Below are 19,218 nucleotides of genomic sequence, written 5' to 3'. Positions count from 1 at the left end.
GAGTTGCGAAGCCTAAAGTGTCACACGCCTGCCAAAACTGTCGTTCGGAAAAGTAAGTTGAAATCGGCATAAATTTCAGCGCCAGCACAGAGAGCGAAAGCGCACGTTTTTTCGCATGTTTAAAAATCGCCACTCAAGGCACGGATGGGACAATTCTTGAATTCCAGCAACAATTGAACGGATGACTCGATGGCCCAACAAACCGCAGCAATCCAGGAGCACGACCGCACGCCCGTTCCTGCCCTCAACGAAATGCAAATCGTCAGCATGGCGGAATCGAACTACATGGATGAGGCGCAGAAGCAGTTCTTCCGTGCCCGGCTGGTCGCGATTGAAGAAATGCTTCAAGCCAGGTCGCGCGAAGCTGCTGCCGAAATCGCGGTATCCGCCGCCGGCGCGGATCCAATCGATCGTGCAAGTGCGGAGGAGGAACATCAGCTGGCGCTTGCTGCCCGGGCGCGGGATTCGGACCAACTGCTCGAGGTACGTGCTGCCCTCAATCGGATCGACACGGACGATTTCGGGTGGTGCGCTGAAACGGGAGAAATGATCGGCGTTGGGCGCCTTCTCATCTGCCCGACCACGACCCTGTGCGTTGAAGCGCAGCAGCGCCGTGAGAGCATGACGACCCGCTACCGGATCTGAGCATGTACCGATTCAAACCGAAAGCCGTGGAAGCGGACAACCCTCACTACGACCCAGACCTGCTGCTCGATACGCTCATGAGCCTTCTCGGTGCGCGCAACGATCGACAGCTTGCCAGTCGGTTGAGCGTGCAGCCATCACAGATCTGCAAAATCCGGAAGCGCAACGTTTCCGTGGCAGCATCCCTCTTGATCAGCATGCACGAAGAAACTGGGCTCAGCCTGCGCCAGTTGCGCGCCCTGATGGGCGACTACCGCGAACATACCGGCGCCAGCGCAAAGCACCCTATGCTGCCTCAACTCCAGTATCTCAACGGGGTGCGGCCGCTCGAGGTGAGGCTGCTCCGTTCTTCTGAATCGACTCGCCTCTCAGCATGACGGCGCCGTGAAAGGCGCCAACTTTCCCCCTCCCGAACGGTCGACCTCGAAAATGAACCCTTCTTCCCAAATCCCAACCCTGTCGTACATCGAAAACGAAGACCACCCGGTCTTCGGTACCTTGGTCGAGCAGATTCTGCACCTGCTCAGTTCCCGCCTGGTGTTTTCCGACATCATCATCCATCAGAACAGCCCGCTGATGCTGCGCCAGCCGAAGGGACTGGTCGCGGTGACGGATTCGCCAATCACCAGGGAGGAGTTGGAAGAGTTCTTTGAGGTGGTCGAGCCGAACTGGGCCGAGCGCATTGCCGATCGCGCCTTCGACCGTTCGTTCGACCTGCACACGGCGCGTATCCGTGCCAACTGCTTCACCTTCCAGGCCAAGAAGCGCCTCGGATGCGTCATCCGCCGCTTCCCAAAGGAGCCGCTGCTTCTGACGGAACTGGGCATCGAGCCCGACGCGCAGGCACTCGCTCAGCTCAGGAGCGGCCTGGTGCTGATCATTGGCGATACCTGCCAGGGCAAGTCGACTACGATCGCGTCGATACTCGACGACATCAACAGGCGCCGCTCAGGCCACATCATCACCATCGAGGACCCCGTCGAGACCTTGATCCCGCAGCGCAGTTGCATCATTACCCAACGCGAAGTCGGTATTGATGGCGACGTCGAGAGCTACTACCTCGGTGCCCTAGATGCATTGCGCGAGCGTCCGGACGTAATCGCAATTGGCGAGATCCGGGACGCACAGACCGCGCAGGAAGCGCTGGCCCTGGCCGAATCCGGTCCGCTGGTGCTGGCCACCCTGCATGCGCGCTCTACCGAAATGGGCCTGCAGAAGATGCTGCGCCTGCTCGGCAATTCCGAAGCCCAGTCGCAGGCTCTCGCGCATGCACTGCGCGCCGTCCTTTGCCAAGCTTTATTGCCATCGAGGGATGCGAACTGCTACCACCTGGCGACCGAATGCCTGACGTCGGGCCCTGAAGTCGCCCGCCTGGTCGAGTCCGGTGACCTCAGCGGCCTGCGTGAGTATTTGAACAGTGGAAAAGCGTACGGCAGCTACACGATGAACTCTTCGCTCGAAAAGATGCTGGCTAAAGGTCAAATTCGCCTCGAGGACGCGCGCAATGCGACGACCGATCGGCTCGGGCTCGCGCACATAACCGAATGACAATGAACGTGCACGAAGCACAAAGGAAAAATGCCTGGCTAATCCCAGGCATTTTTTTATAACTATCTTATCGAGCGCCGGCGAAGTGGTTTGCCGCAGCTTCAAGCGCGGCAATATTGTGCACCCCGGGCGCCAGCCAATCGGTGCAGTGCCGGCTGCTGTGATATTCCCACAGAGCCTGCGTCACACTCGGTTCGACGAATGCACTGGCAGTCATCAACTCGGCAGTGAGGCGGATGCAGTCGTTCATACGCTCCTGCGAAACGCTTTTCAGCTTCTCCGCTGGGATTAACGGGACCGCGGCCGCGATCGCCTCTTTTGTACGCTCTGGCGAGTCTGGGATATCGTCGCGACCGAAACTCCCATAATACGCACCGGTTACGCTCTTTCGGGAATGGCCAAGCAATTCACTCACCTGGATGCGCTTGAGGTCTAATACTGCTTTAGGCATCTGTCCGCCCGATCCACCCAACGTAGGCGGAATCATGTCGGCGATTAAAGCAGCGTTCTCCGCATACTGTGCGCGCAGGCCGTGCCCTGTGCAGTTGCTCGCCTGTTTCGTAATTCCGATTTTCGCCAGCATCTTATTCCACTTCGCGAGCGAGTATTCCAGGGTAGCTTTGCTTCCATCGCATTGCGTCAGCCAGCCCATTCGCTCGTTCGGCTTTAACAACGCTTTTACATGGTCGAGCACCTTCCGCTGCTCGTCGGTATCGATATAGATATCGCGTGGACGCCCGCCTTTTGTTTTGTAAGCGGAAAATTTATTGCCTCGGTCCACCTTCCACGGAATGCATTGAATGACTTCCATGCGGCGCAGCCCGAATGCGACAGCCATCCTCAGCATAATCCCAAATCGCCAGTCGAGAGCATCGGCCTCACGCACTTTCTCGGCTACATCAATTCCGTTGGCCGCCCAGCTTTTGCTTTTCTCAGCGATGGTTTTCACGCGAAGTTCTTCCCGCGGCACCTGAGGCAGGTAATGCGCCGCATCTTTTACCATTTCGCCTTTTCCGATCCAGCGGCAGAAGATTCGAAGGTGAGACAGGTTCCCCTGGATTGTCTTAGGCTTGAATCCTTCCTTGTACCAGTCCTTGCAGAGCGCCTCGATATGTTTCGTCGTGAGGTTTTCCGGATCTTGGAGGCGATAGCCCAGCTTTATAAGTCGTTTAAAACTCGCGTGTAGAGAATCTCCTGCGGCGGTCATCGTCCGTTCGCTTGCGACCGAGCCGTTTACTCGCGTAGGTGCATTTTTCGCCAGCAGTGCATTGAGTTTGGTAAAAACCGTGTCCATCAATAATCTCCATATTCAGAAATGACGCGCCCGGGAAGCCGCGTCCCTTTACATACGCCGATGTACGCAAAGGGACGCAGCCTCAGTGCCAGATGCCTTTATGACTACTTTTGCTACTTGCCGGGGAGAGGGACCCAAACGTAAGAACACTAATTTCATGCTACTTCCCCTCTTGGCAAAGAAGCAACATGCCGGCACCTTTCGGATACCGATCGCCTGACTAACAGCCGCCAGGCCCTGAACTCTCACGCGGTTTCTCACGTAGCGCTTCCCGCCCAATGGGCAGGTCTTTGGTGGCGCTATCACCAGTTGGTCTTTCTCACACCCGCAGGTGTCGCGGAGGCTGCATTGGCACTGACCACGGGGCCAGCGATTCATGCGTCGGGGAGCATCCCGATATCCGCCTTTCTTCGTCTCTTGGAGTTGATGCGGTCCGGACCTGGACCATGGGCGCAGCTGCTGTCGAGCTGCTGTTGCTGGGGCACCGATAACCCTTGGAGCACGCCGCCGGGTAGGTGGCAGCTCCAATCTGTGGGAAATCTGTGTTCCTAACTGTCTCGAAACGCTGATGTAGCCTAGCTTTCGTCGACACTCTGTGTTCCACCGTATTTCCTGCACTGTGCCAAAAAAAAGTGGCGCAGATGGCCACGGGCGTGAAGGACGGAGAACTAATTGAAGTAATGATGCCAGGCCAAACTTCCCTGGTCAGGAGGCGTGCCGCGAAGGCGGCGTACTAATTGGTGCTTTTCGATTCCGGAGAACGGAAAAGGTAGAGGGTTACAACTATGCCGCATAGCGACCGACGAATTATCTTCGCGTCGAGGTCTAACGTCAATCCGATTCGTAAGGAATATTGCTGTGCATTTACTTTCGAGGCTAGGAGCTAGTTCGTTACTCTACGGTGAACAGCCAGTAGACAACGAATAGACAACGCGTAGACAAAGGATAGACAACGCGTAGACAACGAATAAAGCCCCTACTTCTTTTTTTTGTACTGAAAGACCTTTCAAGGATGGCAAATTTACTCACGAGCGGCGCGGCCGCTCCACCGAGGTCTATGGTTCGGCAGCTGGAGGATCTGTTACCGCAGATCGAAGAAGGGCTTGCTCAGGGCTACTCGCACGCCGTAATGCATGCCGCGTTGCCTTCACTTGGGATCAACATCACCATTACCTACTATCACCGGGTGTTGAGGCTGCTTCGCAAAGAACGCCGGGAAGGCAAGCAGTCCCAGGTACAACCGATAGCGCCCGACAGGCCACCGGTAGCCCCACCAGCGACTGCACAAGATGGTAATGCGAGAGAGCGCGATTTATCGACTACTCTCACCGAAGAGGCATCTTCCCAAATAGGTAACATAACTGCAGAGCAACCCCAGACCCAGCCATTCCGGTGGAAGGGTCAAGAATTCTTAAATAAAGACTGGTCTAACTTCTAAAGAGGGAAAATATGAAACTTTGCAATCTTATTCTCATGAGCAAAGGTGGCGTCGGCAAGTCATTTATTTCGTGGGTTATTGCGCAGTACGGTGTGTCGAAAGGCTACCCCATGTATTGCGCAGACACTGATCCTGGCAATCCAACCTTTGCAGGATATTCCGCGCTGCAAGTGCAATATATTGATATTGCGAACGATGAAATGCAAATCGACCGTAAGCGGTTTGATGACCTGGTGGATAACATTGCGGAGCATGAGGGCTACAGCGTTATTGACACGGGATCGACAACCTTTTTCCCGCTGATGAGCTACGTGACGGAAGCGCGCACCTTCGACACGTTGAAACAAGAAGGGGTGCGCGTAGTAGTCCATGTTCCACTCGTTGGCGGGTCAGCGGTAAAAGAAACACTGGCTGCGCTCGAGAAGGTATTGGAATGCACGGACGTTGAAGTCGTTATCTGGCTGAACGGCTACTTTGGCGCCGTAGAACTGAACGGCAAGCCAGTTACCGAAACGCAGCTTTATAAGAAGTATGTGAGTCGTGTCTTAGGCGTCGTGAACGTGAAGACCCGCGCCGCCGATACTTTTGGAATGGATTTCTCGACGCTCTTGGGCAATAAGCTCACGTTCGATGCGATTCCAGACCATAAGTTTAAGCTCGCGGAAAGGCAGCGCTTTGCCGAAGTGCGGCGTGAACTCTTTGACCAGCTCGACGCATTCATCGCTTGATATGGATCATAGTGCTGAGCGGCGAGCCGTAGTGACGGCTGTGTTTGCTGCTACCGGTAAAAAGGTAGACGAGGACGACCCGATCATTGTGGCCGCCCTCTTCTACGCGTACACAATGCGCGAGGCGAGTCGTGAAGCGGTAGGCCAAATAGCTGAGGCCGGCGAAGCTGTGAAGCAGGTCGTCGACGAGGCGCGTAAGGTGGCAGTCGAAGCTGGCACCATCGCCCGGACGGCCGCGGTCGACGAAAAGAAGCGTGCTGACGCGCTGGACGCTAGGATCACGAAGGCCATTCGCGAGGCAGCCCGCACCCAATCCAGCAACGCAGGTCCTCCGACCGGATGGCGTGGAGTGATGGCCGGACTTGCGGTAGGGTTCTTCATCGCGGGAGGCATCATCTCGGTGGCTTGCGGGTTCAGCTTTTCGTGGGTCACCGACGCACGAATTGGGGCTGAATTCAGGCGCGTGGTCCCGACCTTGGAGCCGGCCCTTCGGGACAAACTGATGGAACATTTGGAGAAGCGGCGAGCCTGATCGTAGTCTCGGATCGACTTGCGCCGCCCGTTTCTGTTGCTACTCTTGGCTTACACCACCAAAGGAGCACAGCATGTTCAACAGGAAGTCCACCAACGCCGACATCACCCAGCACGACTGGGCACAGCGCGATCGCGCTACCCTTCTTCGTTCCCTGCACGCTGGCCGTGCGCCGCGCGTGCCGGCGGCAGCGTCCAGCGGTTGGGGTACGGATGTCACCGGCAACGATCCACGCTCGGTTCGGGCCTACCTCGCGGGCAAGGGCGATCTCCGCACCACCTGGTGGAACCTGTACAGCGCAGTCTACATGGCTGTCGTGCCGGGCGCCACGCTCGAGCGTGCGATGTATTCGTTCCACGTTCTGCACCACAGCCTGACCCTGTCCAGGCTCGGCTTTGCGCACTCGGTAGCGCAAACCGCCGCGGACATCGAGCAGAAAGGCTTGCTGGCCGCTGCCCATAACTCGGTGGTGCGCGAGATGAAACGCTAGAGCGGTCGCCATCGAGTAGGGGGTGAGGTCGCCCTCACCGCCCTCTCACACCACCGTACGTGCGGTTCCGCATACGGCGGTTCATGCAACAAACTGGAAGCGCTGTCGTGTAGCAAGCAGCGAAACCAACCCTAGTGCATCGAAGTATCCCTTCGGATAAGCGGCGTTCATGTGGCTCGCGCCGGCGTTCCACCAAGGGCCACGTCCGTTGCTGGCCGACTTCCACGCTCGCTTCGCGTCCAGTCCCCTCGCTTGCAGCTTTCTGTTACGGGTGGCGGGACGCTTCCATTGCCGCCACAAGATGCAGCGCAGCCTGCGCCGTATCCACCCGTCCAAGTCCTCCAGCACGCCTTTTACCTCGGTCAGTCGGAAGTAGGACATCCAGCCCCGCAGCACCGGGTTCAGTTCGTGGATCGTCGTGATCAAGTTGCGAGATACGTTCCCAGTCACGATTTCCCTTACCTTGTCCTTCAGTCGCTTCAGGCTTGCCTCCGCGATTTTCAGACGTCCCTGTTTGTGCCATGTGAAGCTGTATCCGAGGAACTTCCGTTCCCAAGGCCGTGCAACGGCGCTCTTTTCCTTATTTACCTTGAGCCTGAGTTGGCGCTCGAGGTAGCCGGTCATCGCATCCATCACACGCTGTCCTGCCTGCTTACTGCCGACATAAATATTGCAGTCGTCGGCGTAGCGGCAGAACCGATGGCCCCGACGCTCCAGTTCATGATCCAGATCGGTCAGCAGGATATTCGACAGCAACGGCGACAGCGGACCGCCCTGCGGCGCGCCCTCCATTCTCGCGCTGACGACACCGCCATCCATCAGACCCGCTTCGAGGTAGCGTCGGATCAATTTCAGAACCCGTTCGTCCCTGACCTTGCGTGCGACGCGCGACATCAGGATGTCGTGGTTCACACGGTCGAAGAACTTCTCCAGATCGACATCGACCACCCAGCGGCGGCCTTCCCTGACATAGCTTTGCGCTTGCATTACTGCTTGCCACGCATTGCGGCCAGGACGAAAGCCATAGCTGTGCTCGGAGAATCCGGGTTCGAACTGCGGTTGTAGAACTTGCAGCAGGGCCTGCTGAATCAGGCGATCCAGTACCGTCGGAATGCCCAGCAGCCGTACCCCGCCGTTCGGCTTCGGTATTTCCACTTTGCGAACCGCCATCGGCATGTATTCGCCCTTCAGCAGCGCCTCTCTGACAGCTGGCCAGTGCTGTTGCAGCCATGCCTTGAAGTCGGCGGTCGAGAGCCCATCGACTCCTGCCGCTCCCTTGTTCCGCATGACCCGCTCATACGCTCGCCAGAGGTTGTTACGTTCAACCACGACCTCCATCTGCCGTGGTCCTTCCGCTTTCGTTCGCTCATTCGCCGCCGTGCAATCCTCGACTCCAGAGACGGCACTCGGCAACATCCGGTCGCTTCTCTCCATCTCTGGCGCAGTGGCCTGCCTTGCTGTTTCATCGAATCGCATCGAGGTCGAATGTCCTACTCGCGTTGTTGAATGTTCAGGCCTTCAGCCAAGCTCTCCGGACTCCTCGTCCTTGTCTCGACTTACTATGCCCTCTGCTGACTTCTGCACATGCATCCCGTCACCTCGCGGTGCCAGTAGCACAGTGGCACATGTGCAGATCTCCCCGGGTATTGCGCACCTACCTTCACGCTTATGCCTGTCGGATATACGACGTAGCTTTCCGTACAAGTATTGGGCTTTGATGAATTACGCCATCTCACCCGGCTGCGTCGCCTCATATCCGCTTCCTGTTCGTCAGGCCAGCGCTTTGCTTCCGGCTTCCTCCAGATTCGCAGTCACCCACGACACCCTTGCCTTCCGCTAGCTCTTCCCCTTGTCGGGCGAGCAGAGGACTTTCACCTCCAAGTAAGTGCGCCCTGCCGGGCGCACGCAATGAAAAAAGGGAAGACGATGTCTTCCCTTTTTTTCGTCCAGCACTCCCTATCGGGGAATGATGCCGCGCTCGATCCAGAAATCAATAATGCGCCGGATCTTCGCGGCGTAAGCGTCGCGCTTGCTCGGCGTCTTGCTGTGGTAGGTGCCGATACCCTGCCAAGTATTGCCGCGCTCGTTGATCCTGTTTCGCAGATGCCAAGCGCCTAGATAAACTGACTTGCAGCCGTCGCGCATGTCGCCAGTGCTTACGCCGTACCTGGCCAGGTCCGGAGCGTGGATGCTGTTAATCCCCATCAGGCCTTCGTCGACCGAGCCATCGGTATTGCGCGGATGTACAACCGTTGGATTGAAGTTGGATTCGACCGCCGCTATGGCACGCAGAATCCAGGGATTGACGTTGTGGTACTGGGCGGCATCGTCGAAGCAGTCGGCGGCGGCCGGGATCGGGGCGAGAAGCGCCAGCGCCAGAGCGGCGCCAGCGGCGAACGTGGGTTTGCTGTTGCGGTTGAAAAGCATCGTTCTTCGAGATGGAGCAACGACTTACTTTTTGAACTTGGCCTCGATGACGTCTGCCGTGACGTAGCCAGGCGTCTTGGTGTTGTCCGGGAACAGGATCGCCGGCGTGCCAGTAATGCGCAGCTTCCCCTGCAGCGCGGTGTTGCGCTCGAGCGGTGTGTCGCAATGCCCGGTTGGCGCGGCCGGCAGCGGCGCCTTCCCGCTCATAAAACCAGTCCAGGCAGCAGATTGGTCCTTCGCGCACCAGAGGGCGGTTGATTTAGCCGCCGAGTCTGGGCCCAGGATCGGGATGAGGAACGTATAGATCGTCACGTTGTTCAGCTTTTCGACTTCGGTCATCAGCTTGCGGCAGAAGCCGCAGTTCGGATCCTCGAACGTCGCGATGACACGTGATCCGTCGCCCTTGACCGTTTTGATGGCGTCCTTGAAAGGCAGATCCTTGAAAACGAACTTGCTGAAATCCTGCAGGCGCTTCTCGGTCAGATTGACCTTGGTTGCCGTATCGACGATCGGGCCGAAGCTTACGAACGAGCCGGTTTTGTCGGTGTAGACGATGCCTCGAGGCGTGAGCACTTCATACAGGCCGGCATGCGCAGATGGCATTACCTTCTCGACCATGTTTGGCCCCAGGATCGGTTCGAGCTTGGGAGCGAGACGCTTGGCGAGCATTTCGGGTGCGGCGGGCGCAGCAGAGGCGGCGGCCAGACCGCCGAAAAACATCGCTGCAGCAGCAGTACTACGCAAAAGGGACATACGCATGGATTCGGTCTCTTAAAAAGAAAAAGGCCTGCGTGGTTCGGCGCAGGCCCTTGGTGCAGCTGGATTAGCGGACTTCGACGATGATGTTCACGGCGGTGCCGTTGGCATCACGGATCGAGACGGTGGCCTGACCTGCTGCGACACCCTTGACGGAGAAGCTATTCGAGGTCTGGGTCACAGTAGCAACAGCGACATTGCTGCTGGTGACGGTGTACGGTGCTGCGCCGCCGGCGATCTTGTACGTTGGCTCGGCGCCGATGGCAACCGTGATCGCGTCCGGGGCCGTGCTATACAGCGGAACCGTGCCGGTACCGCCGCCAACCGTGGCGCCGACCTTGAACGATGCGCCAACACGGTCAAAGACGATGACGTCCGCTACGCCTGCCGAAATGCCCTTGATCTGGAGCTGGTTGCCACCGACGATGCTGGCCTGGGCCACATCGGCGTTGCTGGTGGACGCAATATAAGGTGCGGTCCCGCCCTCGATCTGATAAGTCGGGGTGCTCCCGGCATTGAGCGTGACGTTGGCCGGAGCGGTCGAGTACAGGGGTACTGGCACTTCACCGGAGACAGTAATTGTCACCACGAGCAGCGTCCCGGTTGCATCGCGCAAATTCAGCATGGCACTGCCAAAGCTGCCGGCCGTGATTGTGAGCTTGTTTCCGCTAACTGAGCCAGTCGCAACCAGCGAGTTGGACGTCGTGACCACATACGGGCCGGTTCCGCCCGCTACGACGAATTCGCTACTGGTCTTGCCGACCATGCGGATCGATTCCGGCGCGGTTGTATAGAGGGCCACACCGAAGCCGGCACCGGCAACGGTCACATCGAACTTTGCCGAGCCGCCAGCCGCGTCGAACACGAGAACCGTAGCAGTACCCGGGTTAGCAGCGGTGATGGAAACGACCCCGTTTGCGGCCGCTGCAGCGATCACGTTCGGATTGCTGACAGCGACGGAGTATGTGCCAGCGCCGCCGGTAACGCGGTACTGCGAAGACATTCCAGGCGTCAGGGTGACTTCTCCCGGTGCGTTCACGGTCAGCTCGCCAAGTGCATCGCCTGGCACCTTGACAGTGATCTTGACATTAGCGCCAGCCGAGTCGGTGACGGTGACGATTGCTTCGCCAGCGCTTACACCGGTGATCTTGAGCTTGGTGCCCTCGACGGTGACGGTCGCAATTTTGGTGTCGCTGGACGATGCGCTGTAACTCACGAACTTCTGATCGCCGCCACCAATGCTGTACTCGGCAACCGAGCCATGTGTGACCGTGACTGCCGACCCCGCATTGGTGAACAGTGCAACACCAGGCTTCTCGTTCACAGTATTACCGCTACCGCCGCCGCCGCACGCGGACAGGGCCAGGGCTGTTGCCACGGCGGCTGCGATAGCAGCTCGGCGGGTTGCGTTTGACATCACGGTACGGCTCATCAGGACACTCCAGTTGGAAAGAATATGTTGCACTGTACCAATATCGTGTTCTGCCAAGTTTCTAAAAGCGACGCTCAAATCGTTAGGATTTCGGGTCTTATTGTCGGCTTGCATGTGACATTTCCTGCTATATCATGGTTATAAGTTTCAGCAAAGAAACGCACTCAACCCTACCTAAAGGCAAGACCATGATGAAATTCAAGACTTCCGTTTCCGCAGTTGCAGTTGCTCTGTTCCTCGCCGCTTGCGGTGGTGGTGGCGATGCTCCTGCGACCGCTCCTGTCGGCGCGACTCCTACCCCGCCAGTTTCGGTTCCGGCGCCTGCTCCAGTGGTGACGCCCGCTGACATTCAGACCAGCGTTCCTGCCCTCACCTACGCTGTGACGAGTGAAGAACACAAGTTCGTGACGCTGTACAACCAGTTCCGCGCTCAAGTTGGCCTCGGCCTGCTGGCGCAAAGTCCGCTGTTGGACAAAGCCGCAGGTAATCACTTGGCCTACGTCCTGAAAAATGACGTGAATACCGGTGGCACCGTCAACATGAACTCGGTTGATCCAGTGACGGGCCGCGCATGGTTCCACATCGAGCAGGGCGACAAGCCGCTGTTCACTGGCGTGCAAGAGATGGACCGCGCGAAGTCGGTTGGATACGCGGGTACGAGCGTCGGCGAGCAGGGCGCTTTTGGTGGCGGTAAAGGTGCACAAGCCGCTTTCGACAGCGTGGCCTCGACTATCTATCACCGTACCGGCCTGATGTTTGAAGCGAAGCGTGAAATCGGTATCGCTGTAGGCCAGGACCGCTCGCAGACGTTTGTTTATGTGACTGGTCACCAAAAGCCGCAGTCGAACGCCAGCGACTTCTTTGGCGTGTACCCCGCGGCTGATCAGACGGGCGTCGGGCTGCATACTGGCGTCGAATCGCCGAACCCGTTCCCCGATCTGTCGACCGCCAATGCGGATTTCCCGACCAAGACCGGGTATCCGGTAACGGTAATGTCCAAGGAAGGCACGACGCTTGAAGTTCTGACGTTCAGCTTGACGGAAGCCGGCAGCGCAGCGCCGCTCGATGCTCGGCTGATGACTAAGGATAACGACCCGAACCGTTACTTGCCGTCGAACTTCGCTTTCCTGGTGGCTAAGGCACCGCTGAAAACGAACACTACTTACACGGCCAAGTTCTCCGGCCGCGTGAACAACGTGTTGGTGAACAAAGAGTGGAAGTTCACCACCCGCTCATAATCTCGATCCGCAAGTGTGCTTTGTGTGCGCTTGCGGCTGAATAGACGAAACGCCCGGCCTGTGTAGCCGGGCGTTTTTCTTTGTGCATCGGTAACCTCACCTGAGAGCTTACGCTTGCAGGCAAAAAGAAAGCCCGTACAAGACGGGCTAAAAGTAACTTCGCGTACTACCTAAGTAAGGGTGCCGGTTGGGCTGCCGCGTCGTCAAGAATCAGTCTGTGCGCTTCCTCGGTCGATTCGGAACCTTACTCACAGTACACAGAGACACTGCTACCCGCATTCGCGGTCGCCCAACCACTCGACGTGCAGCGATAAGTCCTTCCTCTCGGATAAGGATTACCCCCGCCAACGTCGCAATTGCTGGCAATGGTCCCGACTGGAAGATAGGTTCCGTAAATGTCCAGGCAGCCCGACGGCGGTTGCGGTTTTGGTGCCGGTTCCTGATAAGGTGGCGTGCAAGTCGGGTAGTTGGTAGCCCCATTCGCACATCCGCATCCATCATCGTTCGTGGTGTTGTATGAGCCACTCGGGCAGGTGTAATGCGTCGTGATGTACTTCGTGCCGGTGTATCCGGTACCGCATGCAGTACTGTACGTAGACGAGCTCGGGCTGCACGTAGCCGTGCATTTGCTTTCGTCCCAAGACCCGTAGCTCGTGCTTGGCGAGCCATATGAGCCTCCAGGGCAGCTCGTGGTCACGGTACGGGTCATCGAGCCGCCACGCCCGCCGGTGCACTGCGCCGACTCCGTGGACGAGCCTGCGCTGCAAGTAGTAGGACTTGGCGTAGGCGTAGGCGTAGGCGTAGGTGTTGGTTCAGGCTCTGGCGGTGGTGGTGGTGGAACTGCGTCACAGGTATCGCTATAAGTTCGCCACGTGCCATACGTTGTCGTTCCGTCCATCCACTTGTACACGGCACGCCTCTGTCTGATGCTACCTGTATATCCGGTACCACAGCTTCGCGTCCTTGTGGCCGATGTTTGGCAGTTCGTCGGATTGCCCAGAGAGTCATGGTTCACGGTCCCGCCAACGCATGCAGGATCCAAATCGACACAGTGCGCGACACCCGAGCCCATCAGCGACCACTTCCGGCCGGCGGGACAGTTCGCCGCGATCGGTGCGTTGGCGCACGCGCCAGGCGTCAGCCGGCAACGTGCCTCGGCTGTCATGACGCCATTGGTGCCAGTCGACACCGTCATGCAGTTGCTGGTGTCGAACTCCAGCGACTCGACAACCTTGCCATCAGGGCATGTCTTCGTCGACGTTTTGTACTTCGACCCGACCATTCCAGGGCCGCATTCCGTCACAGTTGACTGGATTGGGATGCTATATGGCGTGCAGATCGCTGGCGCTGTCTGCGCGAGAGTGGTCCCGCTTACGCAGAATGCGAGCAAGGCCATGAATTTTGCGACAATCTTCAAGGACATTTCCCCTTTTTTCAAAGTGAGGATTAGATAAAAGCCGACCCGCACGCGCGGGTCGGAGTTGCTTCAGTTCAATATACGACGGAAGGGTGTCGGAGGACTCGTTCAATCCTTGCGTGTTAGTACGCGCATTCCAATTTCATAACAGCCGAGATTGAGTAGTTGTTCGCCGTGACCTCTGCACCGGTGTTGTCCTTGACCTTGATTCGTACGCTCCAGGTATTCGACCCGGGGGCATTATCGGTAGCTGCGATATACATGGCCTGGCGTGGTGGCGTGACCGAAACATCGACAACGGTTTGGGTAAGGTGGAAGGAGTACGATCCGGTACCGCCCGTTTCACAGGCTGGCTTGGCCACGGTCGAACCGTCCGTTACGAGAACACGAGACATCTCGACCTGGCGGGACAACATGTTGGCCAAGCGGACGTAGCGGCCATTCGAGCACACGAGCTGCTCGCGATTGCTCACGGCGGTCGCCATGCGCCCGGCTGGCGCGCAGGTGTCGCCGGCAGAGGCCGTCGTGTTCACGCTTGTCCAATAAGATCCGTTGCACACGAATCCTGAACCGGTGGCGTTGCTTCCCAACTGGCCAGCCACGGCGCATGGTGCGCCATCAGCGATGCCGGCGATAACGTTACCGATTAAGTGATACGCGCCGCCTGAGCAGATAACGAGGCCTGTCGCGTTTGCATTCCTACGCACGGCCATGGGCGTATTGCACGGGGCCCCAGGCGTCCCGCCAACACCACTCATGATCGTGTCGCCCGTAATATTGGCCGTTGCGGTTGTGGTTGTGTTGGTAACCTGCAGGTTGCGTACGGCGTTGATATCGTTGCTGTTCGCGTTCATCGCCCCAGCGAGTGGCCGGGAGCCGTCGAGCTTGTAATACTGCGTCAGCAGCGGCAGTAATCCTGAGCCGTGACCGATGCGAATCGCTAGCGTGCCAGCGACGGCGCCGGCAGGATTTGCTACCGTCGCGCCGCCGACTGTGGTCAGCAGTGCCGGCGACTCAGGGAGCGACATTCCAGCGTCGAGGCCGATGTAGGTCACTGCCGAGGTCAAGAGGTCGAGCCGCAGGCGCCCTTCCCCATCTCGATACGGAGCGGTCGACGTGGCAAAACCGGACACGCGGCAGTCCGGGCCGCTCGGGCAGGTGCCGGATCGAGTAAGCCTACTTTGAAAGGCAAGGCCAAGCGGGCTTCGTGCTGGGAATCCTGCTTCCAGATAGCCACGCGCGAGGAGTTCGGCGACGGTCGGCTGCAAAGGATTGGCGAAACCGGTAATAGTGGCGCCCACAGTTTTGAGCGCGACGTCGTTATCTTGATGGTATTTGTTGACGCCGCCCTGAAGCACCTGAAGGTACTTTGCCGTCGAAATCGCATTACCCTCGTCGACGGCATTAATGATCTGACTGATCTGCCCGGTGAGCAGGATCGTGGAAACGGCCAGGACAAGCGCGAGTTCCAATAGCAGATAGCCGCCTTCGTTCTTGCGGCGAAGCTGGCGGCGGAATCGGGAAGCATGGGCTATGCGCGACATCGGGGAAAGTCTCAGGTAATGGCGAAGAACGGTAAGTCATCGCAAGGGGAATCGGCCGGGGCGCCCTAGGGCGCCCAGCCACTGCGGTTACTGCACCTGGATGACGATCTGCGTGTTGTCGCCCGCGCAGGTGACGAGCGACGGGTCCGGGCGATTGCCGGCAGTTTTGACGTTGTTTGCGCCGACCTGCATGGTCGTTGCGGTCTTGGCCAGCGCGGTGACGAGTGGAAGGCATGCATCGTCCGGCACCTGCGTGAGGGTGTAGCGTACGCTATCCCCGGCTACGGTGACGTTGCCCGAAGCCACGGTCAGGAGGCCACCACCCAGGCTAGTGGTAACGACGCCCGCGTTGTTGTTGAACGATGGGAGCTTGGCGAAGAAACCACCAGTGTTGAGGCGCGCGTTGTTGACCTGGTTGTACTGGCCGCCGTAAGCGGACTTGACCTTACCCATCAGCATGCTCAGGTCGCTGCCCATCTGCTGTGCTTGGGCTGCGGTGCTATTCGTCGAGAAGTAGTTCACGACGTTGACGATGACGATTGCGCCAATGACGAGGCCGAGGCCGATTTCAACCATGCCGACGCCGGCTTGGTATTTTTTGCTTGGCAGGCGTGGTTTGCGTGCTACGAGTTGCATTTCTATCTCCAGGTTTAGGACAGGTTGAAATTAAATTTAGGTAAGCGCTTTCATTTGCGCGGCTGCTTTGAACGCTTCAATTAGGGCAAACGTACCCCCATAGATTCCCAGCATCGTGATTAGACAGGCCGCCATTAGCACCACTCGCAACAGGGTTGCCCGGGCTTTGATTTCCGCTGGAGCGGTCGTCAGAATGATCCCGCTGATCTTTTGAAGCATTACCGGGACCTCTGAGTAGTCCGCGATGTCGAGAATTCGGTAGTACGTTTTGCGGTTGGCGATCCCTGTGTCGAAGATTTCCCCCTTGCTGTTGGGGTGAGCCGCTAAATTGTCGAGGATGAGCTTCGTCTGCCAGCGCAGCCACGGATAAGCGTTCTGCCGCATTTGCATCAGTGCATCGTGCAGCTGGACGACGTGGCCGCTACGTGAGGCAGTGATCGAGCCGACCGTGCTGAAAAAGCCCGCCGCGTTGAAGTCCCGGGCCATCTGGAATGGCAGGATGTTGTTGTCGAGCCATGGGCGATACCGTCCGGTGTAGTTCTTGAGTGCCCACACGACGAGCGCAGTAAGGCCGACAACGCCGACTGCGTAAGCCCACCACCAGCTGCGAATAAACTGCGCGCTGCCAAATAGGAATGCGGTTTTCCCCATCTGTGCCATGTCCACCTTGCCGATCATTGCGGCCTCGAGCTTGGGCATGACCATAAAGGCCTGAATGCCGATGAACACGTGTAGGACTAGGATGAGCATTAGCGCCCCCACCATTGCTTTGATGATTTCGCCCTTACAGGCATCCATCGCGATGATGTTCTGACCAAGCTTCTCCAGACCGACCCGAAGATCACCGGCCGCCTCGGACGCCGACAATGTGGCAAGGTCTTCAGTTGGGATGGTGCCGCGGAGCGACTCCGAGAACGTGCCAACCTCTTGAAAGCGGTCGAGCCAGTGACGGCAGAGAATGCCGATCGACTGTTTCTTGTAGCGCTCGGCATACTTCGCTAAAAGCTTGGTGACGGACTCGCCTGGGCTCGCTTCCATAACGCTGGCGAGGTCAAGGTAAAAATTGCCACGCTTCGACTTGAAGTCGAAGGCAGCGTTTTTTAGCTTCCAGTTGACAGACGATTTCATTGATTGGTTTGTTGGGTTCGTGCCCGCCTCGAAGATGAGGCTCGGTGTTGGCTGTACTATAAGGCGGAGCTCATCGGCGTATTGCTGGAAAGCACTGGCGAAAACGGTACGATTGCAAATCAACCGTTCACCGTGAGCTCTCTGCCCTTCTATCGACGGTCTAGGATCTCGCGGGCCTCATTGGCGGCTTCTTCCTTGCGCTCGGCTTCGTACTGCTCAAACGAACCGAACATTGTCTCGACTTCGCGCGGATCGATGATGCCTTGCGCAACGTGGTACATCGCCACTTCCATTACGCTCTTTCCGGTCGAGTCTTGTTCATCGAACTTGGCCGTTCGCAGACTGCGGATATGGCTCTTGAGTTCCAAGTTTTTGCAGTCACGGAACAGCAGCAGCATTTTCGGCGTTGGCTCAATCATCTCTGCAACCACGATCCTGCCTTTGGAGCCGTTCAGCTCGGGCAGGCCCTTGCGGCGGCACTGGTCGCAACCGTCGTTGTTCTGGGCTTTCATGCGAGAGCGATTGATCTCAAACAATCGTTCAATCCGCGCCAGATACGCATCGTCGTAAACATCAGTTACGTCCCGTTTGCAGCATGGGCAAAGCTTGGGGACGAGCGCCTGATAGACGAGCAGGTTGAGGAAATTCGGAGTGGCGATAACGTCGCGCGGGATACCCATTTCGCTCGATACCAGGCGCAGTGTGATCATGTCGATCGCCGAAGGCGCGTGAACGGTGGAGAACGCACGATGGCCGGATTCTGCGATGTCGCGGAACAGGCTGGAGCTTTCCTTATCGCGCAATTCACCGATCATGACGACATCTGGATCCATTCGTTTGGTCTGACGCTTGATGGCCAGGAATGGATCTTCGTCGTCGGCGGTGAGCGAACGAGAAACAGAGAATTGGCATGCACCCGGGATCAGGTTTTCAACCGGGTCTTCCGCCGTGTACTTGGCCATCCAGTCCGGCAACATTGACATGACCGTTTGAAGCGTCGTGGACTTGCCGGAGCCAACGACACCAGCGACGAGGACGCCGCCGCCGCGACGGGAAATCGCACGATTCCAGATCGCGATCTGGGGTGGCAGGTACCCGAGTGTCGGGAGCGGTCTGATGGTCTCTGCGCTGTCCTGCTTGATAACGCGCATGACGACTTTGGTACCAGTGGCGTTCTTGTTGGAGGCCCAGCGGAACAGCAGCTTCTGGCCATTTATCTTCGCCGCGATCTGGCATTGCTGTGGCTGGTTCTCGTTGAACGTGTTCTCACTTCCGGAGTTGCTGTGTACGTTGTACAGGTACGCGACCATATCGAGCAGCTTGAAGGTCTCGATCTGGAACTCGCGCGGTTTCGTCAGGCGGCCGTCAACTCGGAACTTGATCTGCGAGTCCACCATAGTGCGGTCGATCTCGACGTGAATGTCCGATGCATCGTTCTCGAGTGCGAACTTGGCAGCACTTTCGAACATAGTCCAGAGGGCGCTGTCGTGCTTCCTTGCGCCGGCGCCGCCCTTCCCTTCTTTCCGGTTCTCGTTGATACCGTCCCGCGCCAGGTCGACCATGACAGTCTGGGGCGCGATGTAGTAGCCATCTGGAGCCAGCGTCCAGCCCTTGAAGCCGAGCTGCTTCACGAGGTCCTCCGTCAGCTCGGTGTTGAGCTCGTCATGCAGGAGAACCAAGGCGAAGGTTTGGGGCGCCGCATCCGTGCTCACATCGATTGGGCAGAGGCGATGTTTCAGCGATGGCTGCATTCCGATAATGTCGTAGAGCTTGCGCGAGAATGCTGGAAGATCCTCTGCGTGCTCAACCACGGCAGGCTCCCCAACGCGGCTTCCGATCGGGGTAACCGATGCCAAGGGGGATGGTGCCGGCATTGGCGTAGTGCCCGGCGCAGGATCGTGGTGCCAATCGAAGTTCATGGATGCTTTACCTTTTTTTTATTTGAGTCAGGGCCATCTCGGGCCC

The 19,218-nt window shown here is 58.0% G+C and carries 16 protein-coding genes; 7 read left to right on the top strand and 9 right to left on the bottom strand.

From position 1 onward, the window contains the following. Nucleotides 1–189: 189 nt before the first annotated feature. From FG94_RS09195 to FG94_RS09185, 3 genes are read left to right on the top strand one after another with little or no spacing between them, the layout of a single operon-like run. Entirely contained in the window at nt 190–645 is a 456-nt protein-coding gene (locus FG94_RS09195; RefSeq protein WP_036210139.1) for a TraR/DksA C4-type zinc finger protein, read from the top strand. A gap of 2 nt (nt 646–647) precedes the next feature. Beyond that, nucleotides 648–1,022 carry a helix-turn-helix domain-containing protein gene (locus tag FG94_RS09190; protein WP_051996373.1) on the top strand — a complete coding sequence of 125 codons (375 nt, stop codon included), beginning with the start codon at nt 648–650 and terminating at the stop codon, nt 1,020–1,022. Nucleotides 1,023–1,074: 52 nt separating this feature from the next. Further along, nucleotides 1,075–2,193 carry a type IV pilus twitching motility protein PilT gene (locus tag FG94_RS09185; RefSeq protein ID WP_036210135.1) on the top strand — a complete coding sequence of 373 codons (1,119 nt, stop codon included), beginning with the start codon at nt 1,075–1,077 and terminating at the stop codon, nt 2,191–2,193. Nucleotides 2,194–2,260: 67 nt separating this feature from the next. On the opposite strand, the gene FG94_RS09180 is transcribed toward FG94_RS09185, so the two are convergent. After that, a complete protein-coding gene (locus tag FG94_RS09180; RefSeq protein ID WP_051996372.1) occupies nt 2,261–3,487 on the bottom strand; it encodes an integrase domain-containing protein in 1,227 nt (408 codons plus the stop codon). Between the two features lie 1,449 nt (nt 3,488–4,936). Here FG94_RS09180 and FG94_RS09175 point away from each other — a divergent pair. From FG94_RS09175 to FG94_RS09165, 3 genes are all read left to right on the top strand, one after another. Further along, a complete protein-coding gene (locus tag FG94_RS09175; protein ID WP_036210132.1) occupies nt 4,937–5,653 on the top strand; it encodes a hypothetical protein in 717 nt (238 codons plus the stop codon). Further along, nucleotides 5,616–6,185 carry a hypothetical protein gene (locus FG94_RS09170; protein ID WP_152570925.1) on the top strand — a complete coding sequence of 190 codons (570 nt, stop codon included), beginning with the start codon at nt 5,616–5,618 and terminating at the stop codon, nt 6,183–6,185. The genes FG94_RS09175 and FG94_RS09170 overlap by 38 nt, the downstream gene beginning before the upstream one ends. A 73-nt stretch (nt 6,186–6,258) precedes the next feature. Then, complete coding sequence (locus tag FG94_RS09165; RefSeq protein WP_036210126.1) at nt 6,259–6,675, top strand: hypothetical protein; 417 nt, start codon at nt 6,259–6,261, stop codon at nt 6,673–6,675. Nucleotides 6,676–6,756: 81 nt separating this feature from the next. Here FG94_RS09165 and ltrA read toward each other — a convergent pair whose 3' ends face one another. The 4 genes from ltrA to FG94_RS09145 form a co-directional block, all read right to left on the bottom strand. After that, nucleotides 6,757–8,151, bottom strand: coding sequence for a group II intron reverse transcriptase/maturase (ltrA, locus tag FG94_RS09160; protein ID WP_036210124.1), 1,395 nt, complete (start codon nt 8,149–8,151; stop codon nt 6,757–6,759). A gap of 480 nt (nt 8,152–8,631) precedes the next feature. Continuing rightward, on the bottom strand, nt 8,632–9,102 hold the full coding sequence (locus tag FG94_RS09155; RefSeq protein ID WP_081925894.1) for a lytic transglycosylase domain-containing protein: 471 nt from the start codon (nt 9,100–9,102) through the stop codon (nt 8,632–8,634). Between the two features lie 24 nt (nt 9,103–9,126). Further along, the gene (locus tag FG94_RS09150; protein ID WP_081925893.1) at nt 9,127–9,861 is read right to left on the bottom strand and encodes a DsbC family protein; all 735 of its coding nucleotides are present in this window, start codon (nt 9,859–9,861) and stop codon (nt 9,127–9,129) included. A 64-nt stretch (nt 9,862–9,925) separates the two neighbouring features. Further along, nucleotides 9,926–11,404: a pilus assembly protein N-terminal domain-containing protein gene (locus FG94_RS09145; protein WP_036210118.1), complete on the bottom strand. Its 1,479-nt coding sequence runs from the start codon at nt 11,402–11,404 to the stop codon at nt 9,926–9,928. 74 nt (nt 11,405–11,478) lie between these two features. Between FG94_RS09145 and FG94_RS09140 the strand changes: the two genes are divergently transcribed. Next, complete coding sequence (locus tag FG94_RS09140) at nt 11,479–12,528, top strand: CAP domain-containing protein (protein ID WP_161783958.1); 1,050 nt, start codon at nt 11,479–11,481, stop codon at nt 12,526–12,528. A 1,539-nt stretch (nt 12,529–14,067) separates the two neighbouring features. On the opposite strand, the gene FG94_RS09125 is transcribed toward FG94_RS09140, so the two are convergent. From FG94_RS09125 to FG94_RS09110, 4 genes are all read right to left on the bottom strand, one after another. Further along, nucleotides 14,068–15,489, bottom strand: coding sequence for a hypothetical protein (locus FG94_RS09125; RefSeq protein WP_036210106.1), 1,422 nt, complete (start codon nt 15,487–15,489; stop codon nt 14,068–14,070). An 87-nt stretch (nt 15,490–15,576) separates the two neighbouring features. Then, complete coding sequence (locus tag FG94_RS09120) at nt 15,577–16,125, bottom strand: type 4 pilus major pilin (protein WP_051996370.1); 549 nt, start codon at nt 16,123–16,125, stop codon at nt 15,577–15,579. 36 nt (nt 16,126–16,161) lie between these two features. Beyond that, nucleotides 16,162–17,253 (bottom strand): hypothetical protein, encoded by a 1,092-nt coding sequence (locus tag FG94_RS09115; protein ID WP_051996369.1) that lies wholly within the window; start codon nt 17,251–17,253, stop codon nt 16,162–16,164. A gap of 149 nt (nt 17,254–17,402) precedes the next feature. After that, on the bottom strand, nt 17,403–19,172 hold the full coding sequence (locus FG94_RS09110; protein WP_081925891.1) for a GspE/PulE family protein: 1,770 nt from the start codon (nt 19,170–19,172) through the stop codon (nt 17,403–17,405). Nucleotides 19,173–19,218 lie beyond the last annotated feature (46 nt).

The organism is Massilia sp. LC238 (genome assembly GCF_000735635.1).
GTDB classification, from domain to species: Bacteria; Pseudomonadota; Gammaproteobacteria; order Burkholderiales; family Burkholderiaceae_D; genus Telluria; species Telluria varians.
The sequence above is the reverse complement of the archived record's forward strand: the minus strand, read 5'-3'. Positions and strand labels throughout refer to the sequence as shown.

Coding starts and splice junctions, on each gene's coding strand:
- FG94_RS09120 (WP_051996370.1), bottom strand. CDS start 16,125: ATGCAACTCGTAGCACGCAAACCACGCCTGCCAAGCAAAAAATACCAA.
- FG94_RS09115 (WP_051996369.1), bottom strand. CDS start 17,253: ATGAAATCGTCTGTCAACTGGAAGCTAAAAAACGCTGCCTTCGACTTC.
- FG94_RS09110 (WP_081925891.1), bottom strand. CDS start 19,172: ATGAACTTCGATTGGCACCACGATCCTGCGCCGGGCACTACGCCAATG.
- FG94_RS09155 (WP_081925894.1), bottom strand. CDS start 9,102: ATGCTTTTCAACCGCAACAGCAAACCCACGTTCGCCGCTGGCGCCGCT.
- ltrA (WP_036210124.1), bottom strand. CDS start 8,151: ATGCGATTCGATGAAACAGCAAGGCAGGCCACTGCGCCAGAGATGGAG.
- FG94_RS09145 (WP_036210118.1), bottom strand. CDS start 11,404: ATGCAAGCCGACAATAAGACCCGAAATCCTAACGATTTGAGCGTCGCT.
- FG94_RS09165 (WP_036210126.1), top strand. CDS start 6,259: ATGTTCAACAGGAAGTCCACCAACGCCGACATCACCCAGCACGACTGG.
- FG94_RS09190 (WP_051996373.1), top strand. CDS start 648: ATGTACCGATTCAAACCGAAAGCCGTGGAAGCGGACAACCCTCACTAC.
- FG94_RS09140 (WP_161783958.1), top strand. CDS start 11,479: ATGATGAAATTCAAGACTTCCGTTTCCGCAGTTGCAGTTGCTCTGTTC.
- FG94_RS09180 (WP_051996372.1), bottom strand. CDS start 3,487: ATGGACACGGTTTTTACCAAACTCAATGCACTGCTGGCGAAAAATGCA.
- FG94_RS09150 (WP_081925893.1), bottom strand. CDS start 9,861: ATGCGTATGTCCCTTTTGCGTAGTACTGCTGCTGCAGCGATGTTTTTC.
- FG94_RS09195 (WP_036210139.1), top strand. CDS start 190: ATGGCCCAACAAACCGCAGCAATCCAGGAGCACGACCGCACGCCCGTT.
- FG94_RS09125 (WP_036210106.1), bottom strand. CDS start 15,489: ATGTCGCGCATAGCCCATGCTTCCCGATTCCGCCGCCAGCTTCGCCGC.
- FG94_RS09175 (WP_036210132.1), top strand. CDS start 4,937: ATGAAACTTTGCAATCTTATTCTCATGAGCAAAGGTGGCGTCGGCAAG.
- FG94_RS09185 (WP_036210135.1), top strand. CDS start 1,075: ATGAACCCTTCTTCCCAAATCCCAACCCTGTCGTACATCGAAAACGAA.